Annotated in this window: 15 protein-coding genes, 4 tRNA genes and 1 other RNA gene; 9 read left to right on the top strand and 11 right to left on the bottom strand. The window is 71.8% G+C overall.

Going from position 1 to position 19517, the window contains the following annotated elements:
• Positions 1-2: 2 nt before the first annotated feature.
• The 3 genes from purL to purS are packed head-to-tail and all read right to left on the bottom strand — an operon-like array spanning position 3 to position 3198.
• A complete protein-coding gene (gene purL, locus AFM16_RS19035; protein WP_037877251.1) occupies positions 3-2261 on the bottom strand; it encodes a phosphoribosylformylglycinamidine synthase subunit PurL in 2259 nt (752 codons plus the stop codon).
• Entirely contained in the window at positions 2258-2938 is a 681-nt protein-coding gene (purQ, locus tag AFM16_RS19040) for a phosphoribosylformylglycinamidine synthase subunit PurQ (RefSeq protein ID WP_030798022.1), read from the bottom strand. The genes purL and purQ overlap by 4 nt, the downstream gene beginning before the upstream one ends.
• Positions 2935-3198, bottom strand: a complete 264-nt coding sequence (gene purS / locus AFM16_RS19045; protein WP_015659417.1) for a phosphoribosylformylglycinamidine synthase subunit PurS — start codon at positions 3196-3198, stop codon at positions 2935-2937. The genes purQ and purS overlap by 4 nt, the downstream gene beginning before the upstream one ends.
• A gap of 363 nt (positions 3199-3561) precedes the next feature.
• Between purS and AFM16_RS19050 the strand changes: the two genes are divergently transcribed.
• From AFM16_RS19050 to AFM16_RS19085, 8 genes are all read left to right on the top strand, one after another.
• A complete protein-coding gene (locus AFM16_RS19050; protein ID WP_030798018.1) occupies positions 3562-3879 on the top strand; it encodes a histone-like nucleoid-structuring protein Lsr2 in 318 nt (105 codons plus the stop codon).
• 201 nt (positions 3880-4080) lie between these two features.
• Positions 4081-4152 (top strand) — tRNA-Gly (locus tag AFM16_RS19055).
• 80 nt (positions 4153-4232) lie between these two features.
• Positions 4233-4305 (top strand) — tRNA-Gly (locus AFM16_RS19060).
• A 158-nt stretch (positions 4306-4463) separates the two neighbouring features.
• Entirely contained in the window at positions 4464-5465 is a 1002-nt protein-coding gene (locus AFM16_RS19065) for an ABC transporter ATP-binding protein (RefSeq protein WP_078634040.1), read from the top strand.
• A 116-nt stretch (positions 5466-5581) separates the two neighbouring features.
• A complete protein-coding gene (locus AFM16_RS19070) occupies positions 5582-6325 on the top strand; it encodes an ABC transporter permease (RefSeq protein ID WP_078637017.1) in 744 nt (247 codons plus the stop codon).
• Positions 6326-6355: 30 nt separating this feature from the next.
• The gene (locus tag AFM16_RS19075; protein WP_078634041.1) at positions 6356-8011 is read left to right on the top strand and encodes a sensor histidine kinase; all 1656 of its coding nucleotides are present in this window, start codon (positions 6356-6358) and stop codon (positions 8009-8011) included.
• Entirely contained in the window at positions 8008-8616 is a 609-nt protein-coding gene (locus AFM16_RS19080) for a response regulator transcription factor (protein WP_078634042.1), read from the top strand. The genes AFM16_RS19075 and AFM16_RS19080 overlap by 4 nt, the downstream gene beginning before the upstream one ends.
• A gap of 22 nt (positions 8617-8638) precedes the next feature.
• A tRNA-Gly gene (locus AFM16_RS19085) sits at positions 8639-8711 on the top strand.
• Between the two features lie 123 nt (positions 8712-8834).
• On the opposite strand, the gene AFM16_RS19090 is transcribed toward AFM16_RS19085, so the two are convergent.
• From AFM16_RS19090 to ffs, 6 genes are all read right to left on the bottom strand, one after another.
• Positions 8835-9734, bottom strand: coding sequence for a phosphoribosylaminoimidazolesuccinocarboxamide synthase (locus tag AFM16_RS19090; protein ID WP_078634043.1), 900 nt, complete (start codon positions 9732-9734; stop codon positions 8835-8837).
• Positions 9735-9839: 105 nt separating this feature from the next.
• On the bottom strand, positions 9840-11390 hold the full coding sequence (locus tag AFM16_RS19095) for a N,N-dimethylformamidase beta subunit family domain-containing protein (RefSeq protein WP_078634044.1): 1551 nt from the start codon (positions 11388-11390) through the stop codon (positions 9840-9842).
• A 298-nt stretch (positions 11391-11688) separates the two neighbouring features.
• Positions 11689-13602: a M48 family metalloprotease gene (locus tag AFM16_RS19100; RefSeq protein WP_370628140.1), complete on the bottom strand. Its 1914-nt coding sequence runs from the start codon at positions 13600-13602 to the stop codon at positions 11689-11691.
• A 370-nt stretch (positions 13603-13972) separates the two neighbouring features.
• Positions 13973-15226, bottom strand: coding sequence for a phosphoribosylamine--glycine ligase (purD, locus tag AFM16_RS19105; protein ID WP_078634046.1), 1254 nt, complete (start codon positions 15224-15226; stop codon positions 13973-13975).
• Between the two features lie 119 nt (positions 15227-15345).
• Entirely contained in the window at positions 15346-17679 is a 2334-nt protein-coding gene (locus AFM16_RS19110; protein WP_078634047.1) for a DNA polymerase III subunit gamma and tau, read from the bottom strand.
• A 62-nt stretch (positions 17680-17741) separates the two neighbouring features.
• Positions 17742-17836: signal recognition particle sRNA small type (gene ffs, locus AFM16_RS19115), an RNA gene on the bottom strand.
• 73 nt (positions 17837-17909) lie between these two features.
• Between ffs and AFM16_RS19120 the strand changes: the two genes are divergently transcribed.
• Positions 17910-17997, top strand: a tRNA-Ser gene (locus AFM16_RS19120).
• A gap of 395 nt (positions 17998-18392) precedes the next feature.
• On the opposite strand, the gene AFM16_RS19125 is transcribed toward AFM16_RS19120, so the two are convergent.
• Both AFM16_RS19125 and AFM16_RS19130 read right to left on the bottom strand, forming a co-directional pair.
• A complete protein-coding gene (locus AFM16_RS19125) occupies positions 18393-18614 on the bottom strand; it encodes a helix-turn-helix domain-containing protein (protein WP_245177737.1) in 222 nt (73 codons plus the stop codon).
• A 258-nt stretch (positions 18615-18872) separates the two neighbouring features.
• Positions 18873-19391, bottom strand: coding sequence for an RICIN domain-containing protein (locus AFM16_RS19130; RefSeq protein ID WP_078634049.1), 519 nt, complete (start codon positions 19389-19391; stop codon positions 18873-18875).
• Between the last annotated feature and the right edge of the window lie 126 nt (positions 19392-19517).

Raw genomic sequence — 19517 nt, forward strand, 5'->3', positions numbered from 1 at the left:
GGCTACGCCAGCAGGGCCGGGATCGTGGCCTCGTGGGTGGTGCGGAGGGTTTCCAGGGGGAGGGTGAACTCGCCCTGGAGGTCGATCGTGTCGCCGTCGATCACGCCGATGCGGGTGAGCGGGAGGCCGCGGGCGCCGCACATGTCGTTGAAGCGGACCTCCTCCGAGCGCGGGACCGCGACGACGGCGCGGCCGGCGGACTCGGAGAAGAGGAACGTGAACGCGTCCAGGCCGTCGGGGACGACCAGGCGCGCGCCCTTGCCGCCGAGCAGCGCCGACTCCACGACCGCCTGGATCAGACCGCCGTCGGACAGGTCGTGCGCGGAGTCGATCATGCCGTCGCGGGAGGCGGAGATCAGGATCTCGGCCAGCAGGCGCTCGCGCTCCAGATCGACCTTCGGGGGCAGGCCGCCGAGGTGGTCGTGGACGACCTGCGACCAGGCCGAGCCGCCGAACTCCTCGCGGGTGTCGCCGAGGAGGTACAGCAACTGGCCCTCCTCCTGGAAGGCGACCGGCGTCCGGCGGGCGACGTCGTCGATCACGCCGAGGACGGCGACCACCGGGGTCGGGTGGATGGCCGCCTCGCCCGTCTGGTTGTAGAGCGAGACGTTGCCGCCGGTGACCGGCGTGCCGAGCTGGAGGCAGGCGTCCGCAAGACCGCGCACGGCCTCCGCGAACTGCCACATCACCGCCGGGTCCTCGGGCGAGCCGAAGTTCAGGCAGTCGGAGACGGCGAGCGGCCTGGCACCGGTCGTGGCGACGTTGCGGTACGCCTCGGCCAGGGCCAACTGGGCGCCGTGGTACGGGTCGAGCTTGGCGTACCGGCCATTGCCGTCGGTCGCGATGGCGACGCCGAGGCCGGTCTCCTCGTCGATCCGGATCATGCCGGAGTCCTCGGGCTGGGCGAGGACGGTGTTGCCCTGCACGAAGTGGTCGTACTGCGAGGTGATCCACTTCTTGGACGCCTGGTTCGGCGAGCCGACCAGCTTCAGGACCTGGGCCTTCAGCTCGTCGGCGGTCCCCGGCCGGGGCAGCTTGTTCGCGTCGTCGGCCTGGAGGGCGTCCTGCCAGTCCGGGCGGGCGTAGGGGCGCTCGTAGACCGGGCCGTCGTGGGCGACCGTGCGCGGGTCGACGTCGACGATCTTGCCGCCGTGCCAGAAGATCTCCAGCCGGTCGCCGTCGGTCACCTCGCCGATGACGGTGGCGATGACGTCCCACTTGTCGCAGATCGCGAGGAAGCGGTCGACCTTCTCGGGCTCCACCACCGCGCACATGCGTTCCTGCGACTCGCTCATGAGGATCTCCTCGGGGGAGAGCGTCGAGTCGCGCAGGGGTACGTCGTCCAGCGTCACGCGCATGCCGCCGGAGCCGTTGGACGCCAGCTCGGACGTCGCGCAGGACAGGCCCGCCGCGCCGAGGTCCTGGATGCCGACGACCAGCTTCTCGGCGAACGCCTCCAGGGTGCACTCGATGAGGAGCTTCTCCTGGAAGGGGTCGCCGACCTGGACGGCGGGGCGCTTGGACGGCTTGGCGTCGTCGAAGGTCTCGGAGGCCAGGATCGACGCGCCGCCGATGCCGTCACCGCCGGTGCGGGCCCCGTACAGGATGACCTTGTTGCCCGCGCCGGACGCCTTCGCGAGGTGGATGTCCTCGTGCCGCATGACGCCGATGGCACCGGCGTTGACCAGCGGGTTGCCCTGGTAGCAGGCGTCGAAGACGACCTCGCCGCCGATGTTGGGCAGGCCCAGGCAGTTGCCGTAGCCGCCGATGCCGGCGACGACACCGGGCAGCACGCGCTTGGTGTCCGGGTGGTCGGCCGCGCCGAAGCGGAGCGGGTCCACGACGGCGACCGGGCGGGCGCCCATCGCGATGATGTCGCGCACGATGCCGCCGACGCCGGTGGCCGCGCCCTGGTAGGGCTCGACGTACGACGGGTGGTTGTGCGACTCGACCTTGAAGGTGACCGCGTAGCCCTGGCCGACGTCGACCACACCGGCGTTCTCGCCGATGCCGACGAGCATGGCGTCCGACTGGGGCGCCTTCTCGCCGAACTGGCGCAGATGGACCTTGGAGGACTTGTACGAGCAGTGCTCGGACCACATGACGGAGTACATGGCCAGCTCCGCGCCGGTGGGGCGGCGGCCGAGGATCTCGACGACCCTCTCGTACTCGTCCTTCTTCAGACCGAGTTCGGCCCAGGGCAGCTCGACGTCGGGGGTCGCGGCCGCGTGCTCGACCGTGTCCAGAGGCGTCCGGCTCATGAGGTGACCAGCTTCTTGAGGATCGAGGTGAAGAACGGGAGGCCGTCGGTGCGGCCCGTGCCGATCAGCGGCTCGGTGGCGTGCTCCGGGTGCGGCATCAGGCCGACGACGTTCCCGGCCTCGTTGGTGATGCCGGCGATGTCACGGAGCGAGCCGTTGGGGTTGAAGTCCAGGTAGCGGAAGACGACCCGGCCCTCCGCCTCCAGCTTGTCGAGCGTGTACTCGTCGGCGACGTACCGGCCGTCCATGTTCTTCAGCGGGATGTGGATCTCCTGGCCGGCCGAGTAGTCGGCGGTCCAGGCGGTGTCCGCGTTCTCCACCCGCAGCTTCTGGTCGCGGCAGATGAAGTGGAGGTGGTCGTTGCCGAGCATCCCGCCGGGCAGCAGGTGCGCCTCGGTCAGGATCTGGAAGCCGTTGCAGATGCCGAGGACCGGGAGTCCGGCCTTCGCCTGCTCGATGACGGTCTCCATCACGGGCGAGAAGCGCGAGATGGCGCCGGCCCGCAGATAGTCGCCGTAGGAGAAACCACCCGGAAGGACGACGGCGTCGACCTGATGGAGATCCTTGTCCTTGTGCCAGAGCGCGACCGGTTCGGCACCCGCGAGACGGATGGCGCGCTGGGTGTCCCGGTCGTCGAGGCTGCCGGGGAAAGTGACGACGCCAATACGAGCGGTCACTTCGCGGCCTCCGCGACTTCCTCCACCTTGACGGTGAAGTCCTCGATCACGGTGTTGGCGAGGAAGGATTCCGCAAGATCGTGGATGCGGGCGAGGGCGGCCTCGTCGACCGGCCCGTCAACTTCCAGTTCGAATCGCTTTCCCTGACGTACGTCGGAGATGCCTTCGAAACCCAGACGCGGCAGTGCGCGCTGCACCGCCTGGCCCTGGGGGTCGAGGATCTCCGGCTTGAGCATGACGTCGACTACGACGCGTGCCACTGGCACTCCCGGTGGTGTGGTGCTGAGCAGGTTCCTGATGGTGTCTCCAGCAGGTGTCTTCAGACTACCCGCACAAAATTTCTACGCGGGTAGAGTTGTAGGAAACTACGTGAGCGCCATCACGATCGGGTATCGGAGCAGTGCCTTCACGAAAAGTTCAGGGAAAGATCCGGGGTACCTGCGCGTTCCCTATTGCGCTGGGACACGCGGGGAGATTTAGTCGGGCTTCACATTCGATTGCCGGGCACTGTACAAATGAATTGGCAATAGCCGATACTTTGCCCCACAACTGGCGGACAGTCGACATCTCAGGGACGTCTTGGCACGTCACCGCGGAGCTGTCGCACGAAGGGACCGATATTCGTGGCGCAGAAGGTCGTGGTCACTCTCTTTGACGACATCGACGGCTCGGAAGCGGCGGAAACGATCGCCTTCGGACTCGACGGCAAGTCGTACGAGATCGACCTCAATGAAGCCAATGCCAAGAAACTGCGTAAGGCGCTCGCACCCTACGTGGAGGCCGGCCGCAAGCGGTCCCGGTCCGGCAAGGCGTACAAGCAGACGGAGGTCGCGCCCGACCCGGCGGCCGTCCGCGCCTGGGCCCAGGCCAACAAGCTGGAGGTCCCCGCGCGCGGGCGCATCCCCAAGAAGGTCTACGAGGCGTTCACCGAGGCGCAGTAGAGCTGTGGCGCGGGTGCGGTGAGGCCGTGGCGCGGGGTGCGGTGAGGGGCCCGGCCGGGTGAGGCGGGTGGGGTGCACGAGTTCCGCGGGGTCCGTCAGGGGGCCCCGCGGACAACCGACTTGCGCTACCCCCCACATGGTCGGCTAATGTCTGGAGCACGCCGCCGGGCGGGGCCGAAAAGCCCAGCTCACGGAGGCCACGCGGGTGTAGTTCAGTAGTAGAACATCCCCCTTCCAGGGGGAAGGCGCAGTGTGCGATCCCTGTCACCCGCTCTGCATCACCGTCCCGACCACAACTGTGGATCAGGTAGGCTGGTGCTCGCGCCGATCGGTGAAAGCCGGTCGGAGGCAATGCGGACGTAGCTCAGTTGGTAGAGCGCAACCTTGCCAAGGTTGAGGTCGCGAGTTCGAGCCTCGTCGTCCGCTCGGGAAAAAGACCCCGGTCCATCGGACCGGGGTCTTTTCGTGCGCTCTTCATCGGCCCGCTGCTCTTCGTCGGTCCGCCTGGGCCTTCTGACATTTGTCATGCGGAGTGGTGACACCGCGCACTGCCGTCGGGCTCCGGAGGCGGGGAGTCTTGACGCATGGACACGAACACGGAAGAACACGTGATTGAGGTCACCGACCTCCGCCGTGTGTACGGGGGCGGGTTCGAAGCGGTCCGCGGAATCTCCTTCCACGTCGACCGCGGTGAGATCTTCGCGCTGCTCGGCACCAACGGGGCCGGCAAGACGTCGACCGTCGAACTGCTCGAGGGCCTCGCGCGGCCCGACGGCGGTCGCGTCACCGTCCTCGGACACGACCCGCACAGCGACAGAGCCGCCGTCCGGCCGCGCACCGGCGTGATGCTCCAGGAAGGCGGCTTCCCCTCCGAGCTGACCGTCACCGAGACCGCGCGGATGTGGGCCGGCTGCGTCAGCGGCGCCCGCCCGATCGGCGAGGCGCTCTCCCTGGTGGGGCTCACCCGGCGGGCCGGCGTCCGGGTCAAGCAGTTGTCCGGCGGTGAGCGGCGGCGCCTCGACCTGGCGCTCGCCCTGCTCGGCGACCCCGAGGTGCTCTTCCTCGACGAACCGACGACCGGCCTGGACGCCGAGGGCCGCCGCGACACCTGGGACCTGGTCCGCACCCTGCGCGACTCCGGTACGACGGTGCTGCTGACCACGCACTACCTGGAGGAGGCGGAGAACCTCGCCGACCGGCTCGCCATCCTCCACGAGGGGCGCATCGCGGCCGCCGGGACACCCGCCGAGGTGACCGCCGCCCAGCCCTCCCGGATCACCTTCCGGCTTCCCGAGGGCTACTTCATAGGCGACCTGCCGCCGTTGGCGGAACTGGGTGTGTCCGACCACGAGACGGAAGGCCGGCTGGTCCGGCTGCGCACCCCCGAACTCCAGCGGACGGCCACGGCGTTGTTGGTGTGGGCCGAGCGGGCCGGGGTCGCGCTGCACGGGCTGGACGTGCGGTCGGCCTCACTGGAGGAGGCGTTCCTGGGGATAGCCAGGGAGGCGTCACGGAAGTCGGCGGAATCGGACGCGAACTCGGGCACGGGCACGGGCAGGGACACGGACGCGGAGGTGGCGGCGTGAGCGGCGGGGCGAGCGGTGGGACGAGCGGCGGGGCTAGCGGCGGGGTGGAGGAGCGGGTGCGGCGGGTGAGCGGTGGTGCGGGCGCGGGGCGCACGGTGACGACCCCGGCGAGCCGGATGGCCGCGCTGGCCCGTGCCGAGCTGACCCTGCTCGGCCGCAGCAAGAGCACGCTCGTGACGGCCGTGCTGGTGCCGCTGCTGCTGCCGGTCAGCCTGGCGTCGGTGGTCAAGGACATGGGCGTCGAGGACGTCGGCCTCACCAGCGGTCTCGTGCTGCTGCCCGCCGGTATCGGCTTCGCCCTGCTGTTCGGGGTGTACTCGGCGCTCACCGCCATCTACACCACCCGGCGCGAGGAACTGGTGCTGAAGCGGCTGCGCACCGGTGAGCTGCGGGACGCCGAGATCCTCACCGGATCGGCGCTGCCCGTCCTCGCCACCGGGCTGGTGCAGTCCCTGGTGCTGGTGGCGGGCTGTACGGCCGTGCTCGACGTGCCCGTGCCCGAGGCACCCCATCTCGCCGTCCTCGGACTGCTGTCGGGCCTGGCGATATGCGCCGCGCTGGCCGCGGTCACCGCGGCCATGACACGCACGGTGGAGAGCGCCCAGGTCACGACGATGCCGCTCGTGCTGCTCTCGATGATCGGCTCCGGCGTCACCGTCCCGCTGGAGCTGCTGCCCGACCGGCTCGCCTCCGTCTGCGAACTGCTGCCGCTGTCCCCGGTGATCACCCTGATCCGCGGCGGCTGGACCGGCGACCTCTCGGCGGGCGAGATCCTGGCCGCCGTCGCGACCGCGCTGGCCTGGGCCGCACTGGCGGTGTTTGGTGTACGAAGGTGGTTCCGGTGGGAGCCTCGGCGCTGACCACGCCGTCGACCGCAGGGGAGGGCACGCATGTTGGGCCGTATTCGGGGGTGGCAGCGCCGCCACTGGAAGGACCGCAGCAAGGCGGAGCGGGTCGAGTTGCAGACCGTGATCACCTGGTATGTGACGACCTGGTTCTTCCCCTTCGCCTGGCTCGCGCTGCCGTTGCTCGGCGGGCTGGAGCGCCGGCCCGCGCCGATGATCGTCGGCGGGCTGCTCCTGCTGGTGGCCGCCCTCCAGTGCGTCGCGGCGAACCGGCTCACCCGGCCCGTCCTCGACCACTATCTGAAGCGCTCCGAATTCCCGATGCGGGCCCTGATCCCCAGTGCCGCGCTCACCCTCGCCGGCCTGGCGCTGGCCCTGGTGCTCGCCGCGCTGGACGGCACCGACCCGGTGACGGTCCGGCTGTCCGCGGGGACCGTACTGCTGTGCTTCGGGATGCTCTACGGGCTGCTGGTGCCGGTGCGGCTGTTCCTGCGCCGGTCCGCCGAGCTGGCGGTGGTGGTGATGGCCCTGTTCGGCTGGACCGATCCGCACGTCGGCGGGATCGTCATGATCGGCGTGATCACCGCTTTCGGGGCCTGCTTCTCCCTGTTCGCCTGCCGGTGCAGCGCCTGGAACCTGTCGGTTCTGTGGGAGGCGGAGCGGGCCGGTGAGGTCGAGGCCCGGCTCGCGGTCGCCGAGGAGCGGCTGCGCTTCGGCCGGGACCTGCACGACGTGATGGGCCGCAACCTCGCGGTGATAGCGCTGAAGAGCGAACTGGCCGTGCAGTTGGCCCGGCGCGGGCGGCCCGAGGCCGTGGAGCAGATGATCGAGGTGCAGCGGATAGCGCAGGAGTCCCAGCGGGAGGTGCGCGAGGTCGTCCGGGGCTACCGGGAGGCCGACCTGGGCGTCGAACTCGCCGGTGCGCAGGGCGTGCTGACGGCGGCCGGGATCGCCTGCGAGGTGCGCGGAGAGGCCGGCGGGCTGCCCGCCGGAGTGCAGTCGGCGCTCGGCTGGGTGGTCCGCGAGGCGATTACCAACGTGCTGCGGCACGGGGACGCGGGGCGGTGCTCCGTGGGGCTGCGGGTGACCGAGGGGCGGGTGGTGCTGACCGTGGAGAACGACGGGGCGGAGCGGGCTGCCGACGGCGTTTTGGGGACGAAGGGTGCCGGGGCCGTTTCGGGCGCGAAGGGTGCCGGGGCCGTGTCGGGCACGAAGGATGCCGGGGGCGCGGGGGCCGTGGGGTTGGAGGCCGGGAGGTTGGCAGGAGGCGCAGGGACGGCAGGAGGCACGGCGGCAGCGAGGGGCACAGGGTCGGCAGAGGGCACCGGAGGGTCCGGGCTGGCCGGGCTGCGGGAGCGGCTGCGGCGGGTGGACGGGACGCTGGAGGCCGGGTTCGCGGGGGCGGGCGTGTTCCGGGTGGTGGCGGAGGTGCCGTTGGACGGGGCGCGGGGTGCGGAATCGGGGACGGGGGCCGGGGCGCGGAGTGCGGAATCGGGGCCAGGGTCGGGGGCCGGGGCGCGGGCGATGGAGGCCGCGGCTGAGACAGGGGCCGGGACCGGCGCCGGGACCGGGACCGGGACGGCGGTGGGCTCGCGGCCGGGGCCGATGGGGACTGCCGCGCTGAGGCCGGACGGCGCGGATCGGACGGAGACGGGGACGGGCGTGGTGGGGAAGGACGCTGTGAGAGAGGTCATTTCATGACGGTGCGGGTGCTGCTCGCCGACGACGAGCACCTGATCCGGGGTGCGCTGACGGCGCTGCTGTCCCTGGAGGACGACCTGGTGATCGTCGCCGAGGCGGCCACCGGGACGGAGGCGCTGGCGATGGCGCTGGCCCATCGCCCCGACGTGGCCGTGCTCGACCTCCAGATGCCCGACGGGGACGGTGTGAAGGTCGCCACATCCCTGCGCGCCGAACTGCCTGGCTGTCAGATCCTGATCGTCACGAGCCACGGCCGGCCGGGGCACCTCAAGCGGGCGCTGGCGGCGGGGGTGCGCGGCTTCGTCCAGAAGACGGTGAGCGCGCAGCGGCTCGCGGAGATCATCCGTACCGTGCACGCGGGGAACCGCTACGTCGACCCGGAGTTGGCGGCGGACGCGATCGCCGCCGGGGACTCGCCGCTGACCTCGCGCGAGGCCGAGGTGCTCGAACTCGCCGCCGACGGGGCGCCGGTCACGGAGATCGCCGAGCGGGCCGCGCTGTCACCGGGGACCGTGCGGAACTATCTCTCCTCCGCCGCGACCAAACTCGGGGCGGAGAACCGGCACGCGGCGGTGCGTCTCGCGCGCGAGCGGGGTTGGGTATAGTTGGCGTCGCGCCACGGCGCATGCGGACGTAGCTCAGTTGGTAGAGCGCAACCTTGCCAAGGTTGAGGTCGCGAGTTCGAGCCTCGTCGTCCGCTCGGGAAGAAAGCCCCGGTCCATCGGACCGGGGCTTTCTCGTGTCTCCGTCCGCCCGAGGACGGCCGCGGACGCCCTCGATCACCAGTGACCGGGGGCGGCCTGGGGCCTCGTGGGTGCGGGCGTCACGCCCAGGTGGTGCCCGTCAGACGCTCGTACGCCTCGACGTACTTGGCGCGGGTCGCGTCCACGATCCGCTGCGGCAACGGCGGCGGGGGCTGCTCGCTGCGGCGGTCCCAGCCGGACTCGGCGGAGGTCAGCCAGTCGCGGACGAACTGCTTGTCGAAGGACGCCTGGGCGCGGCCCGGCTCCCACTGGTCGGCCGGCCAGAAGCGGGAGGAGTCCGGGGTCAGGACCTCGTCCGCGATCACCAGCGTCTCGCCCTCGAAGCCGAACTCGAACTTGGTGTCGGCGAGGATGATGCCCCGGTCGCGGGCGATGTCGCGGGCGCGGCCGTAGACGGCGAGGGTGGCCTGGCGGAGCTGCGCGGCGGTCTCGGCGCCGACCTGGCGGGCGACCTCCTCGTAGGAGACGTTCTCGTCGTGCTCGCCGACGGCGGCCTTGGTGGCCGGGGTGAAGATCGGGGCGGGCAGTTCGCTGCCGTCGACCAGGCCCTCGGGGAGGGCGAGGCCGCAGACCGTGCGGGACTCCTGGTACTCGGCGAGACCGGAGCCGGTGAGATAGCCGCGGGCCACGCACTCGACCGGGACCATCTCCAGCGACTTGCAGACCAGGGTGCGGCCCTGCCAGTCGGCGGGGGCGCCCTCGGGCGGCCGGGTGCTCAGGACGTGGTGCGGGACCAGGTCGGCGAGCTGGTCGAACCACCACAGGGAGAGCTGGGTGAGGATGCGGCCCTTGTCGGGGATCTCGGTCGGCAGCACCCAGTCGTACGCGGACGTTCGGTCGCTGGCGACCATCACGAGGTCGCCCGCCTCGTTCTGGTACAGGTCGCGCACCTTGCCGGTGTGCAGATGCACCAGGCCCGGCACCTGAAGAGGCTCGGGCTTTTCTACGAATCCGGACACGGTTCCTCCCCGTGGTTCTGTCCTATTGGCTTGATTGTCCCGTACATCGGGATCGATCCAGGACAGGGGTGGGACAGGGGTGGGGTGGGGTCGGCCCGGTCGCGGTCAGTCGCGTTTGCAGATGCGGTCCAGGAGGTTGGCCGTGGCGCGCTGGATACGGGGATCCACATGGCCGGGGCGGTCCAGGGCCGGTGACCAGGCGAAGGTGCCGGAGGCGAAGACCAGGGCGCCGGAGGGTGCCCGGTACAGGGACGTCTCCTGGTGGCGGAGGACGCCGTCGGGGTCGGTGTAGGGGGAGTGGGCGAGGAGGATGCGTTCCTCGTGGGGCGGGAGGGCGGTGCGCGGGAAGTAGCGGTCGGCCTCGCCGGCGACCATGCCCTCGAGGCCGTCACCCTCGTGGGTGCCGGTGGCCTCCCACAGCCAGTGGTCGGCGTTGCGGACGATCAGGGGGTGCGGTTCGGGCACGCGGCCCGCGTACTGGATGCCGAGCAGTTGCTGTTCGGCGCGGTCGATCTCCCGCCACAGGACGGCTTTGCCGGGGCCCTTGCGTTTTCGGCAGGTGAGCAGCCGGCCCGGGACACCGGACGGGGACGGCCCCAACTCCACCTGCCAGTAGAGGGTGTTGGCGGAGAGGAAGACCAGCGAGGTGCCGCTGTCGCGGGCGACCTCGGCGGTGCGGCGCATGCTCTGCGACCAGTACTCGTCGTGGCCGGGGAAGACCAGGCCCCGGTAGCGGGTGGGGTCGACGCGTCCGGCGTGCAGTTCGCGGGCGTCGGTGTAGGCGAGGTCGTAGCCGTAGCGCTCGGCCCAGCGGATGAAGTCGTAGGCGTGGCCGACGTGCAGCGGGAGGCCGGCGCCCGCATACGGACGGTCGAAGGAGACCGTGGTCGCGGCGTCGGCCTCGCCGAGCAGCCGGCCGCGTTCGTCCCAGGCGTGGTAGAGGCTGGCGCCGGTACGGCCGTCCTCGGGGTAGAGGTTGTACGCCTGCCAGGTGACGTCGGGCAGCACCACCAGCAGGTCGGCGGGGTGGTCGTCGCGGACGGTGAAGGGGATGTGGGAGCGGTAGCCGTCGGCGGTGGTGAGGACGGCGACATAGGCGCCGACGTTCCAGTAGGAGGGGACCTGGAGGCGCCAGGAGAGCCACCAGTGGTGGCAGGAGACGGTGCGGTCGGCGGTCAGCGGCGGGGGCTGGACGATGCCGGAGAGCCGGGGGCTGGTGGTGATCTTGGCGGCACCGTCACCGTCGTAGTGGCCGATCCGGTAGATGTCGACGCTGAACTCCTGCGGCGGGTCGACCGTGATGTGGAAGTCGGCGGCCTCGCCGGGCGCGACCGCGCCGGTGGAGATGAAGCCCTTGATCTGCCTCCGGACGTCGTCGGCGGAGCGGGGGCCGCCGGGCGAGGAGGCGGTGCGGGGGCCAGGGACGCGGGCCGTGCCGTCGGAGCCGTGCCGTGCGCGGGCCGGGCCCTGAAGGCCGGGGCCGGCGGGCGCCGGGGCGGTCTGGTCGACGTACCAGGGGACGACCTGGCCGGTGGCGTCGAAGTACGTCTCGCTACCGCGCAGCCAGGGGACGGGCCCCTGGCCGAAGGGGTCCGTCACGGCGTGGGCCAGTGCTCCCGATTCCCATCGGCGGACGTTCTCCGGTCCCGGTGCCATGGTGCTCCCCTCCCTCGGGCCCCCGCCGATACCCGGCCTGTCTTGTCTTGTGTCGTGCTGATCGGGCGTGCCGACCGGTACTGATGGGTACTGATGGGTACTGATCGATGCCGACTGGTACTGGTCGCGTTTCCTCGTCCCGGCCGGGGTTCGCGCCTGTCTTATGTCGCACGCTCTTGCCAACGGCGCTATCGGTCCCAGCACATCACATAACGCGCGCAGACAGTCACTATTCGTTGCGAATTGGCCGAAAGTGGAACCGGGTTCTCCGCTACGACGGTGTCGGCGGGGTCGGGTGTCAGCCGAGCCGGACCGGCTTCTCCGGACGTATCCCCAGCTCGACGAGCCAGGCGCGGAGCGGCGCCGCGTCGCCGTCCTCGACGAGGCTGAGCACACGGGGCGCGAGGTCGGCCACCCGGACGCCGTCGACGAGCAGGGTCGGCCCGTCGAGCCAGTCGAGGCCGGGGGTCGCGCCGACGGTGTCCATCGCCGCGCAGCAGACCATCGCCGTGACGTGATCGGTGAGCAGCTCACGGTCGGTGCGGGGCGGCTGGAGCGGGAAGAGGGGGAGCGCGCCGTCGTCCCACGGCGGTGTGTCGGCTTTCTGGCCGACGGCGGGGGGCGTGGAGGCCGCCTCCTCGCGGGCCACCTCGACGCCGAGGTGGGTGGCCAGGGTGGCGCTGCGGGGGTTGGGGGCGGGGGTGTCCTCGTCGCCGGGGTGACTGGCGGGGTCCTCGTCGCCGGGGTGACCGGCGGGGCCCTCGTGGCCGGGGTAGCCGGAGGGGCCCTCGTGGCCGACGTTCTCGTCGTGCTCCCGGCCCCTGTCCTCGGCGGCCCGGGTGAGGGTCGGGTCGCCGTACGCGTCCGGGTGCCCGGCCGCGGTCTCGGCGCCGTCCGCCGGTGTCAGATGATCCAGGACGCGGGCCAGCGTGGGGCCGACCGAGGCGTGGATCGTGGGGTCCGGGGCGGGGCCGCCGGAGTGGGGCGCGGACGGGTCGGGGGCGCGGCGGACGCCGAGGGTGTCGAGGACGCGGTGCAGCCGGGCCGCGTCAGTGCGCCACTTGCGGTCCACGACCTCGTCCGGATACTCCTGCCAGTCCACCGGGGACCAGTCCGGGCCGGACTCCGCCGGGCCGCCGTGGAAGAGCCGGGCGGCGAGCAGGGAGGTGGCCTCGTCGACGGTGCCGGGCTCTTCCAGCAGGTCACAGGCGGGACGCTCGCCCAGCCGGGAGGCGAACCCCTCGGCGAGGCGGTCGCGCCGGGACAGTTCGGTGAGGGCGGCGACCACGCCCGCGTCCAGCCGGGAGGGCCAGCGGCCCATCCGCCAGGCGGGCAGCGCCACGCGGGTGAGGAGCCGGTCCCAGCCCGCGTAGGCCAGGCCCACCTGCTCCTGGGCGACGATCCGCAGCCCGTAGTCCACAGCCTGTGCACGCTCGGCGGCGGCCGCGGCCACACCGCGCTCCATCTCCGAGGCGTGCACCTGGCAGCCGCGCAGCATCAGCCGCGCGACCCAGCCGATCCCGGCGCAGGCCAGCCGGAGGCCGGGACAGCGCCCGCGGTCGGCGGAGGCGGCCACCGCGGCGTCCAGACCGCGCACGAAGCGCCGGGCCGCGGCTATGTCCGGCTGCGCGGAGGGGCCCGTACCGGCGACGACCGGGGCGAGGACGGCGCGCAGTTCGCCGACGCGCATCCACCACAGGAACGGCGAGCCGATGACGAGCACCGGCGCGGTCGCCGTACGACGGTGGAGGTGGCGGCCGGATCCGGCCCCGGCTATCTCGTCCGCGGAGCGGGGCGCGGGCGGGCCGTGGGCCGGGTGGGTGCGGTCCTCCAGCCAACTGTCGCAGTCCGGGGTCAGGGCTATCGCGGAGGGCGCGGGCACGTCGAGACGGTCGGCCAGATCACGCACCAGCCGGTACAGGTCGGGGGCCGCCTCCTCGGCGATCGCGACCGTGGGACTGACGGCCGGACGGGCGCGGGCCACGACCAGGGCGACGACACCGGCGGCGAGCAGCACGACGAGCGCCAGCACGGAGACCACCACCCGGGCGACGCGCCACCCCGGGCCCACGAAGTGCCCGGTGGAGCCGCCGGCGAGCAGGATCACGGCGGCCGCGGCGGGCAGCAGGGCGATCGCGAGCGCCCTGCTGCGGATACGCAGCACCGCCAGCGCACGGGCTCGCGCGATCTGCGCGCCCGCCTCGACTCCCATACCGCTCACGTCGTGACCTCACCCCCTCCCCGTCTCGGTCGCCCGGCTCTTCCCGGTCGTGCTCACTCCCCCACTGTGGCACCCGCCACTGACATCGCAATGCCGGTGGGCCAAGTGCCGGAACGCTTGCGCCGCACCCTAGTTGGCACTCCGGCCCCCGTCAGCCGGATGGGGCAGCGCTCACTCGATGGAATGGCTTTGGGGAAAGGTGGGAGACGCAGGGCAAGCATCAGGCCCCGGATTTCCCGGGGATCCGCTGCGGAATCCCCCGGTGCTCCGGGGCCTGGAAAGTGCCTGGTGAGGCGGGTGATGCAGAGGAGGCGGGCTGGACGGCGATCCCGCGTGGGTCACACGCCGACCGCGGCCGGGGTCACCCGCCGGCCGCCGCCTTCGCGGCGATGTCCGTGCGGTGCTGGGAACCGTCGAGGCCGAGGCGCGCGACCGCCCGGTACGCCCGCTCCCGGGCCTCGGTGAGCTGGGCGCCGGTGGCCGTGACGGACAGCACCCGGCCGCCCGCGCTGACCACCGCGTCGCCGTCGCGCCTGGTCCCGGCGTGCAGGACGTACGCGTGCGGCGCGTCCTCGGCGGCCACCGCGTCCAGGCCGGTGATCGGGTCGCCGGTGCGCGGGGTGCCGGGGTAGTTGTGGGAGGCGATGACGACGGTGACGGCCGCGTCGTCGCTCCAGCGCAGCGGTTCGAGGGTGTCCAGGCTGCCGGTGGCGGCGGCCTTCAGGACCCCGGCGAGCGGGGTCTTCAGGCGGGCCAGGACGACCTGCGTCTCGGGGTCGCCGAAGCGGGCGTTGAACTCGATGACCCGCACGCCCCTGCTGGTGATCGCGAGCCCGGCGTAGAGCAGTCCGGAGAAGGGGGTGCCGCGGCGGCGCAGCTCGTCGACGGTCGGCTGGAGAACGGTCTCCAGGACCTCGTCGACCAGCTTGGGGTCGGCCCACGGCAGCGGGGAGTACGCGCCCATGCCACCGGTGTTCGGGCCCTCGTCGCCGTCGAGCGCGCGCTTGAAGTCCTGGGCGGGCTGGAGCGGGACGACCGTGACGCCGTCGGTGATCGCGAAGAGGGAGACCTCCGGGCCGTCGAGGAACTCCTCGATGACGACGCGCTCGCAGGCGGCGGCGTGCGCCTTCGCGGCGTCGAGGTCGTCGGTCACGACGACGCCCTTGCCGGCGGCGAGACCGTCGTCCTTGACGACGTACGGCGCGCCGAAGGCGTCGAGGGCCGCGGCGGCCTCCTCGGGGGTCGTGCAGACGTAGGAGCGGGCGGTGGGGACACCGGCCCCCGCCATCACGTCCTTCGCGAACGCCTTGGAGCCCTCGAGCTGCGCGGCCTCCCCGGACGGCCCGAAGACCGGGATCCCCGCCTCGCGCACGGCGTCGGCGACCCCGGCGACGAGCGGCGCCTCCGGGCCTACGACGACCAGCTCGGCGCCGAGTTCGACGGCCAGCGCGGTGACCGCGGCGCTGTCCAGGGCGTCGACCGGGTGCAGCTCGGCGACCTCGGCGATGCCGGCGTTGCCGGGGGCGCAGTGCAGCGCGGTGACGGCGGGGTCGAGGGACAGTGAGCGGCACAGGGCGTGTTCGCGGGCGCCGCTGCCGATGACGAGGACGTTCACGGGGCCAGCCTATCGGCAGGCGGCGGGGCGGGTTTGTGCGGGATGCCGAGGGGACGGGGCCTGTGTTGCCGTAGAAAGCTACGAAAGGGCTCGGCGGGCTACCCGTCGCCCGTCGCCCGTCACTCGTTGGTGAACTCCTCCACGACCGTCGCGCCCAGTTCGCGGACGATCAGCTCGCGGCCGGAGAGGGCCGACTCGTTGAGGTCCGGGTCGTCGTCCTCGGGGATGTCGTCCTCGGGGGCGACCGGTTCCGGGGCGGCGGGGCGCGAGGGTGCGGCGGCGGGCGCGGGGCCGGACGCCGCGGCAGAGGGCTGCGGTGCGGGTCTACTCGGGGCCGGGGTGTGGGAGGCGCTGGGGCCCGAGGGGTGGGGTGCCGCCGGGGCACCCCCGGCACCGCCCTGGGCGGTGCCGGGGGTGCCGTAGCCACCGGGGGCGCCGTAGCCGCCGGGGCCGCCCGGGGTGCCGCCACCGCCGCCGAAGCCGCCGGAACCGCCGGACGGCGCGGGGGCCGAGCCGCCGGACGGGTCGACGACCGCCTCGATCTTCCACTGCACGCTGAACTGCTCGGCCAGCGCCTGGCGCAGCACTTCCTCACTGCCGCTGCTGGCGAAGTTGTCGCGGGCGCCCGCGTTGACGAAGCCGATCTGGAGGGTGGTGCCGTCGAAGCCGGCCACGTGGGCGTTCTGGCTGAGGAGGATCCAGGTGAAGCGGCGGCGGTTCTTGACGGCTTCCAGGATGTTGGGCCAGAGCGCGCGCGGGTCGGGGCCGCCGGTGGGGGGTGCGTAGCCGGAGGGGGCGGGGGCCGGGGCGCCGGGTGCGGCGGCGGGCGCCGGTGCCGGGGTCGCGGGTGGGGCCGGGGGCCGGGGGCCGCTGCCCGCGGGCGTGGCCGTGGGCCAGCCGCCGGGCCTGCGAGCGCCGCTGCCGCCGCCCGAGCCTGCGGCGGTGGGGGTGGGCCAGGAGCCGGGGGCGGGTTCGGGCGTGGGCGCGGGGGCGGGGGCGACCGGCTCGACGGGTTGCGGGGCGGGAGCCGCGACCGGGGCAGGCGCCGGCGCTGGGGATGAAGGGGCCGAGGGAGACGAGGGAGACGAAGGACCGGCCGCGGGCCCCCGCACGGCGGCCCGCGCGGCGGCGGCCCCTCCCCCGGGCGGAATGGCCTGCGCCTGCGAACCTGAAACCGCACCCGCACCCGCACCCGCACCCGCGCTCCCGGCATGCGCGTCGGGCCCCGGCACGTACCCCATGGCCGGCATACCCGCACCAGCCGGCATACCCGCACCGGCGCTCGCGGAGAAGTTCACGCCGCGCTCGATGCGGTCGAGGCGGGCCATGACGGAGCGCTCGTCGCCGTAGGCGGCGGGGAGCAGGACGCGGGCACAGATCAGTTCGAGCTGGAGGCGGGGCGAGGTGGCGCCGCGCATCTCGGTGAGCCCCTCGTTGACGATGTCGGCGGCGCGGCTCAGCTCGGCGGCGCCGAAGACGCCGGCCTGGGCCTGCATGCGCTCGATGACGTCGGCGGGGGCGTCGATGAGGCCCTTCTCGGCGGCGTCCGGCACGGCGGCGAGGATGACGAGGTCGCGCAGCCGCTCCAGCAGGTCGGCGACGAAGCGGCGGGGGTCGTTGCCGCCCTCGATGATGCGGTCCACGATCTCGAAGGCGGCGGAGCCGTCCCCCGTGGCGAACGCCTCGACGACGGAGTCGAGCAGCGACGCCTCCGTATATCCGAGGAGGGAGGTGGCCATGGCGTAGGTCACACCGGCCTCGGTCGCGCCGGCGAGCAGCTGGTCCATGACGGACATGGAGTCACGCACGGACCCGGCCCCCGACCGCACGACCAGCGGAAGCACGCCGTCCTCGACGGGGATGTCCTCCTTCTGGCACACCTCACCGAGGTAGTCGCGCAGCGTCCCCGGCGGCACGAGCCGGAACGGGTAGTGGTGGGTCCGGGAGCGGATGGTCCCGATGACCTTCTCGGGCTCGGTGGTGGCGAAGATGAACTTGAGATGCTCCGGCGGCTCCTCGACGACCTTGAGCAGCGCGTTGAAGCCGGCCGACGTGACCATGTGGGCCTCGTCGATGATGTAGATCTTGTAGCGGCTGCGGGCGGGCCCGAAGAACGCCTTCTCGCGCAGGTCACGGGCGTCATCGACACCACCATGAGATGCGGCGTCGATCTCGATGACATCGATGGAGCCCGGGCCGTTGCGCGCGAGGTCCTGGCAGGACTGGCACTCGCCGCAGGGGGTCGGGGTGGGGCCGTTCTCGCAGTTCAGGCAGCGTGCGAGGATGCGCGCGCTGGTCGTCTTGCCGCATCCTCGTGGCCCGCTGAACAGGTACGCGTGATTGACCCGGTTGTTCCGCAGCGCCTGCTGCAACGGGTCGGTGACATGCTCCTGCCCGATGACCTCGGCGAACGACTCCGGGCGATAACGGCGGTACAGCGCGAGAGACGACACGCCTACGAGGTTATAGGCGCCCACTGACAAACCCAGCCCGCGTGGACGCAGCCCCCGTGAACGCAGGCGCCCCCCACGCACCCGCCAGAGCCGACCTACCCTTGCTGCCTTCCGGCCCTGGGGGAGTTCAGTCAGATAGCGCCGCGTGAGGGGCTGCGCAAACAGTACCTGATGCGGGGGGCGGCGAACGAGTTCGCGAGCACTCCTCAACGTCTTGTATTGTTTGCCGCGGAGGATTCGCCTAGAGGCCTAGGGCGCACGCTTGGAAAGCGTGTTGGGGGCAACCCCTCACGAGTTCGAATCTCGTATCCTCCGCCAGTGCCTCACCGGGCACGATGTCGAAGGGCCCCACCGTTCGCGGTGGGGCCCTTCGACGTGTCCATGGTGGATTCTTCCTGGCCGGTCTGAGCCTCGTGAGTCAGTCGGACACCAAGGCAAGAGGTGATCGTCACACTCGTCTCCCGGGCGGGCGGGGACGATCACGCTCTTCCCTGTTCTGCACGGACGTGTACGACTGGGTTGCCGAAACCTTCATGGACATGCGGCGGCCGGTGTTCCTCAGCGGGCGGGGACGAAGATCCGGCGTACCGCCGGTTCGTCGTCTGCCCCAGGACGTCCCGCCCGGCAGGCTGTGACCGGCTGCTCGTGTCCGACCGCTCCCCATCGGACGGCCGAAGGGGCCCACCAGTGGCCCCTTCGGCATTCGGAGGGAGCTAGCAGGTACAGTCCGCGTCTGCGCACAGCGCGTCATGGACGAGGACGGCCAGCACCGCCGTCTGCAAGCGGGTCTGGTGCCCCAGCTTCTCGATGATCCGCGCTATGTGCGCTTTCACCGTCCGCTCGGAGATGCGCAGTTCGTTCGCGAGCCGACGATTGCCCAGGCCCGTACCGAGCAGAAGGAAGACTTCCTTCTCACGGTCCGTCAGATGGTCCACTCTGACGGATCCGTGTACCGGTTCAGCACCCAGGCGTCGGTAGGCACACGTCGACATCGTCATGAAAGATCCTTCCCGCCCCCGCGTTCCCAGCAGAGCCCCGTGCCCCGAGTACGGCGGTGGTCATGGATCACCCTAGTCATCGCCTCTGACGGTGAACTCGATTTGATTACCGGCTCGTTACCCAAACTGGGGCAGGGGCTCCGCACGCGCCGCGCCCCTGCCCCAGTTTCCGTTCAGAGCGTCCTGAACAGGGTGTCAAGAAGTGCCCCACTCCTGGGCCTTACGCTTCGCGGTGCTCTCGCCGCAGGCGGTGATCGTGGCCTTCTGGCCGAGCGTCGAGCCGGCCTCGGTCAGACACTTCTTGGCCCACTTGCTGTGGATCTTGCTGTTGGCCAGGTACCACTGCTGGGTCTTGGACGAGGCGTTGCACGGCCGCTGTGTGACGACGGTGCCGCTGCTCGTGGCGGAGATGCCCAGGCACTTCGCCGACTTCTTGTTCTTGATCGTGTAGATCCCGGCGGACGTCCCCTTGAGCGTCCACTTCTGGTCCGACCCCGAGGTGCACTTCTTCTGCACGACCGGGGCGTTGTTCGCGGTCTTGCCGTTCATGGAGAGGCAGATCCCCGTCGGACCCCACACCTTTTCCAGCCGTACGTTGTTGTACGCGCTCGCCGTCACATCAGCCGCGGGCGCAGCGCCCGCCGGCAGGGCCGAGGCCGCGATCATCGTCGCAGCAGCACCGGCCAGCACAAGCACCTTGGCGGTTTTGAGCATGGCGAAATTCCCCTTATGGGCCAGAGAGCGAGTTGGCCACGACAGGGTAGGCAGGGCGTTTCCGTGCGCACAGCGTCCATAAGGGAGGTGTCCACAAGGCCAGTTGAGCAGCGGCGTATTGTTCAG

Origin of the sequence: Streptomyces antibioticus (assembly GCF_002019855.1) — a bacterium.
In the GTDB taxonomy this organism is placed as follows: Bacteria; Actinomycetota; Actinomycetes; order Streptomycetales; family Streptomycetaceae; genus Streptomyces; species Streptomyces antibioticus_B.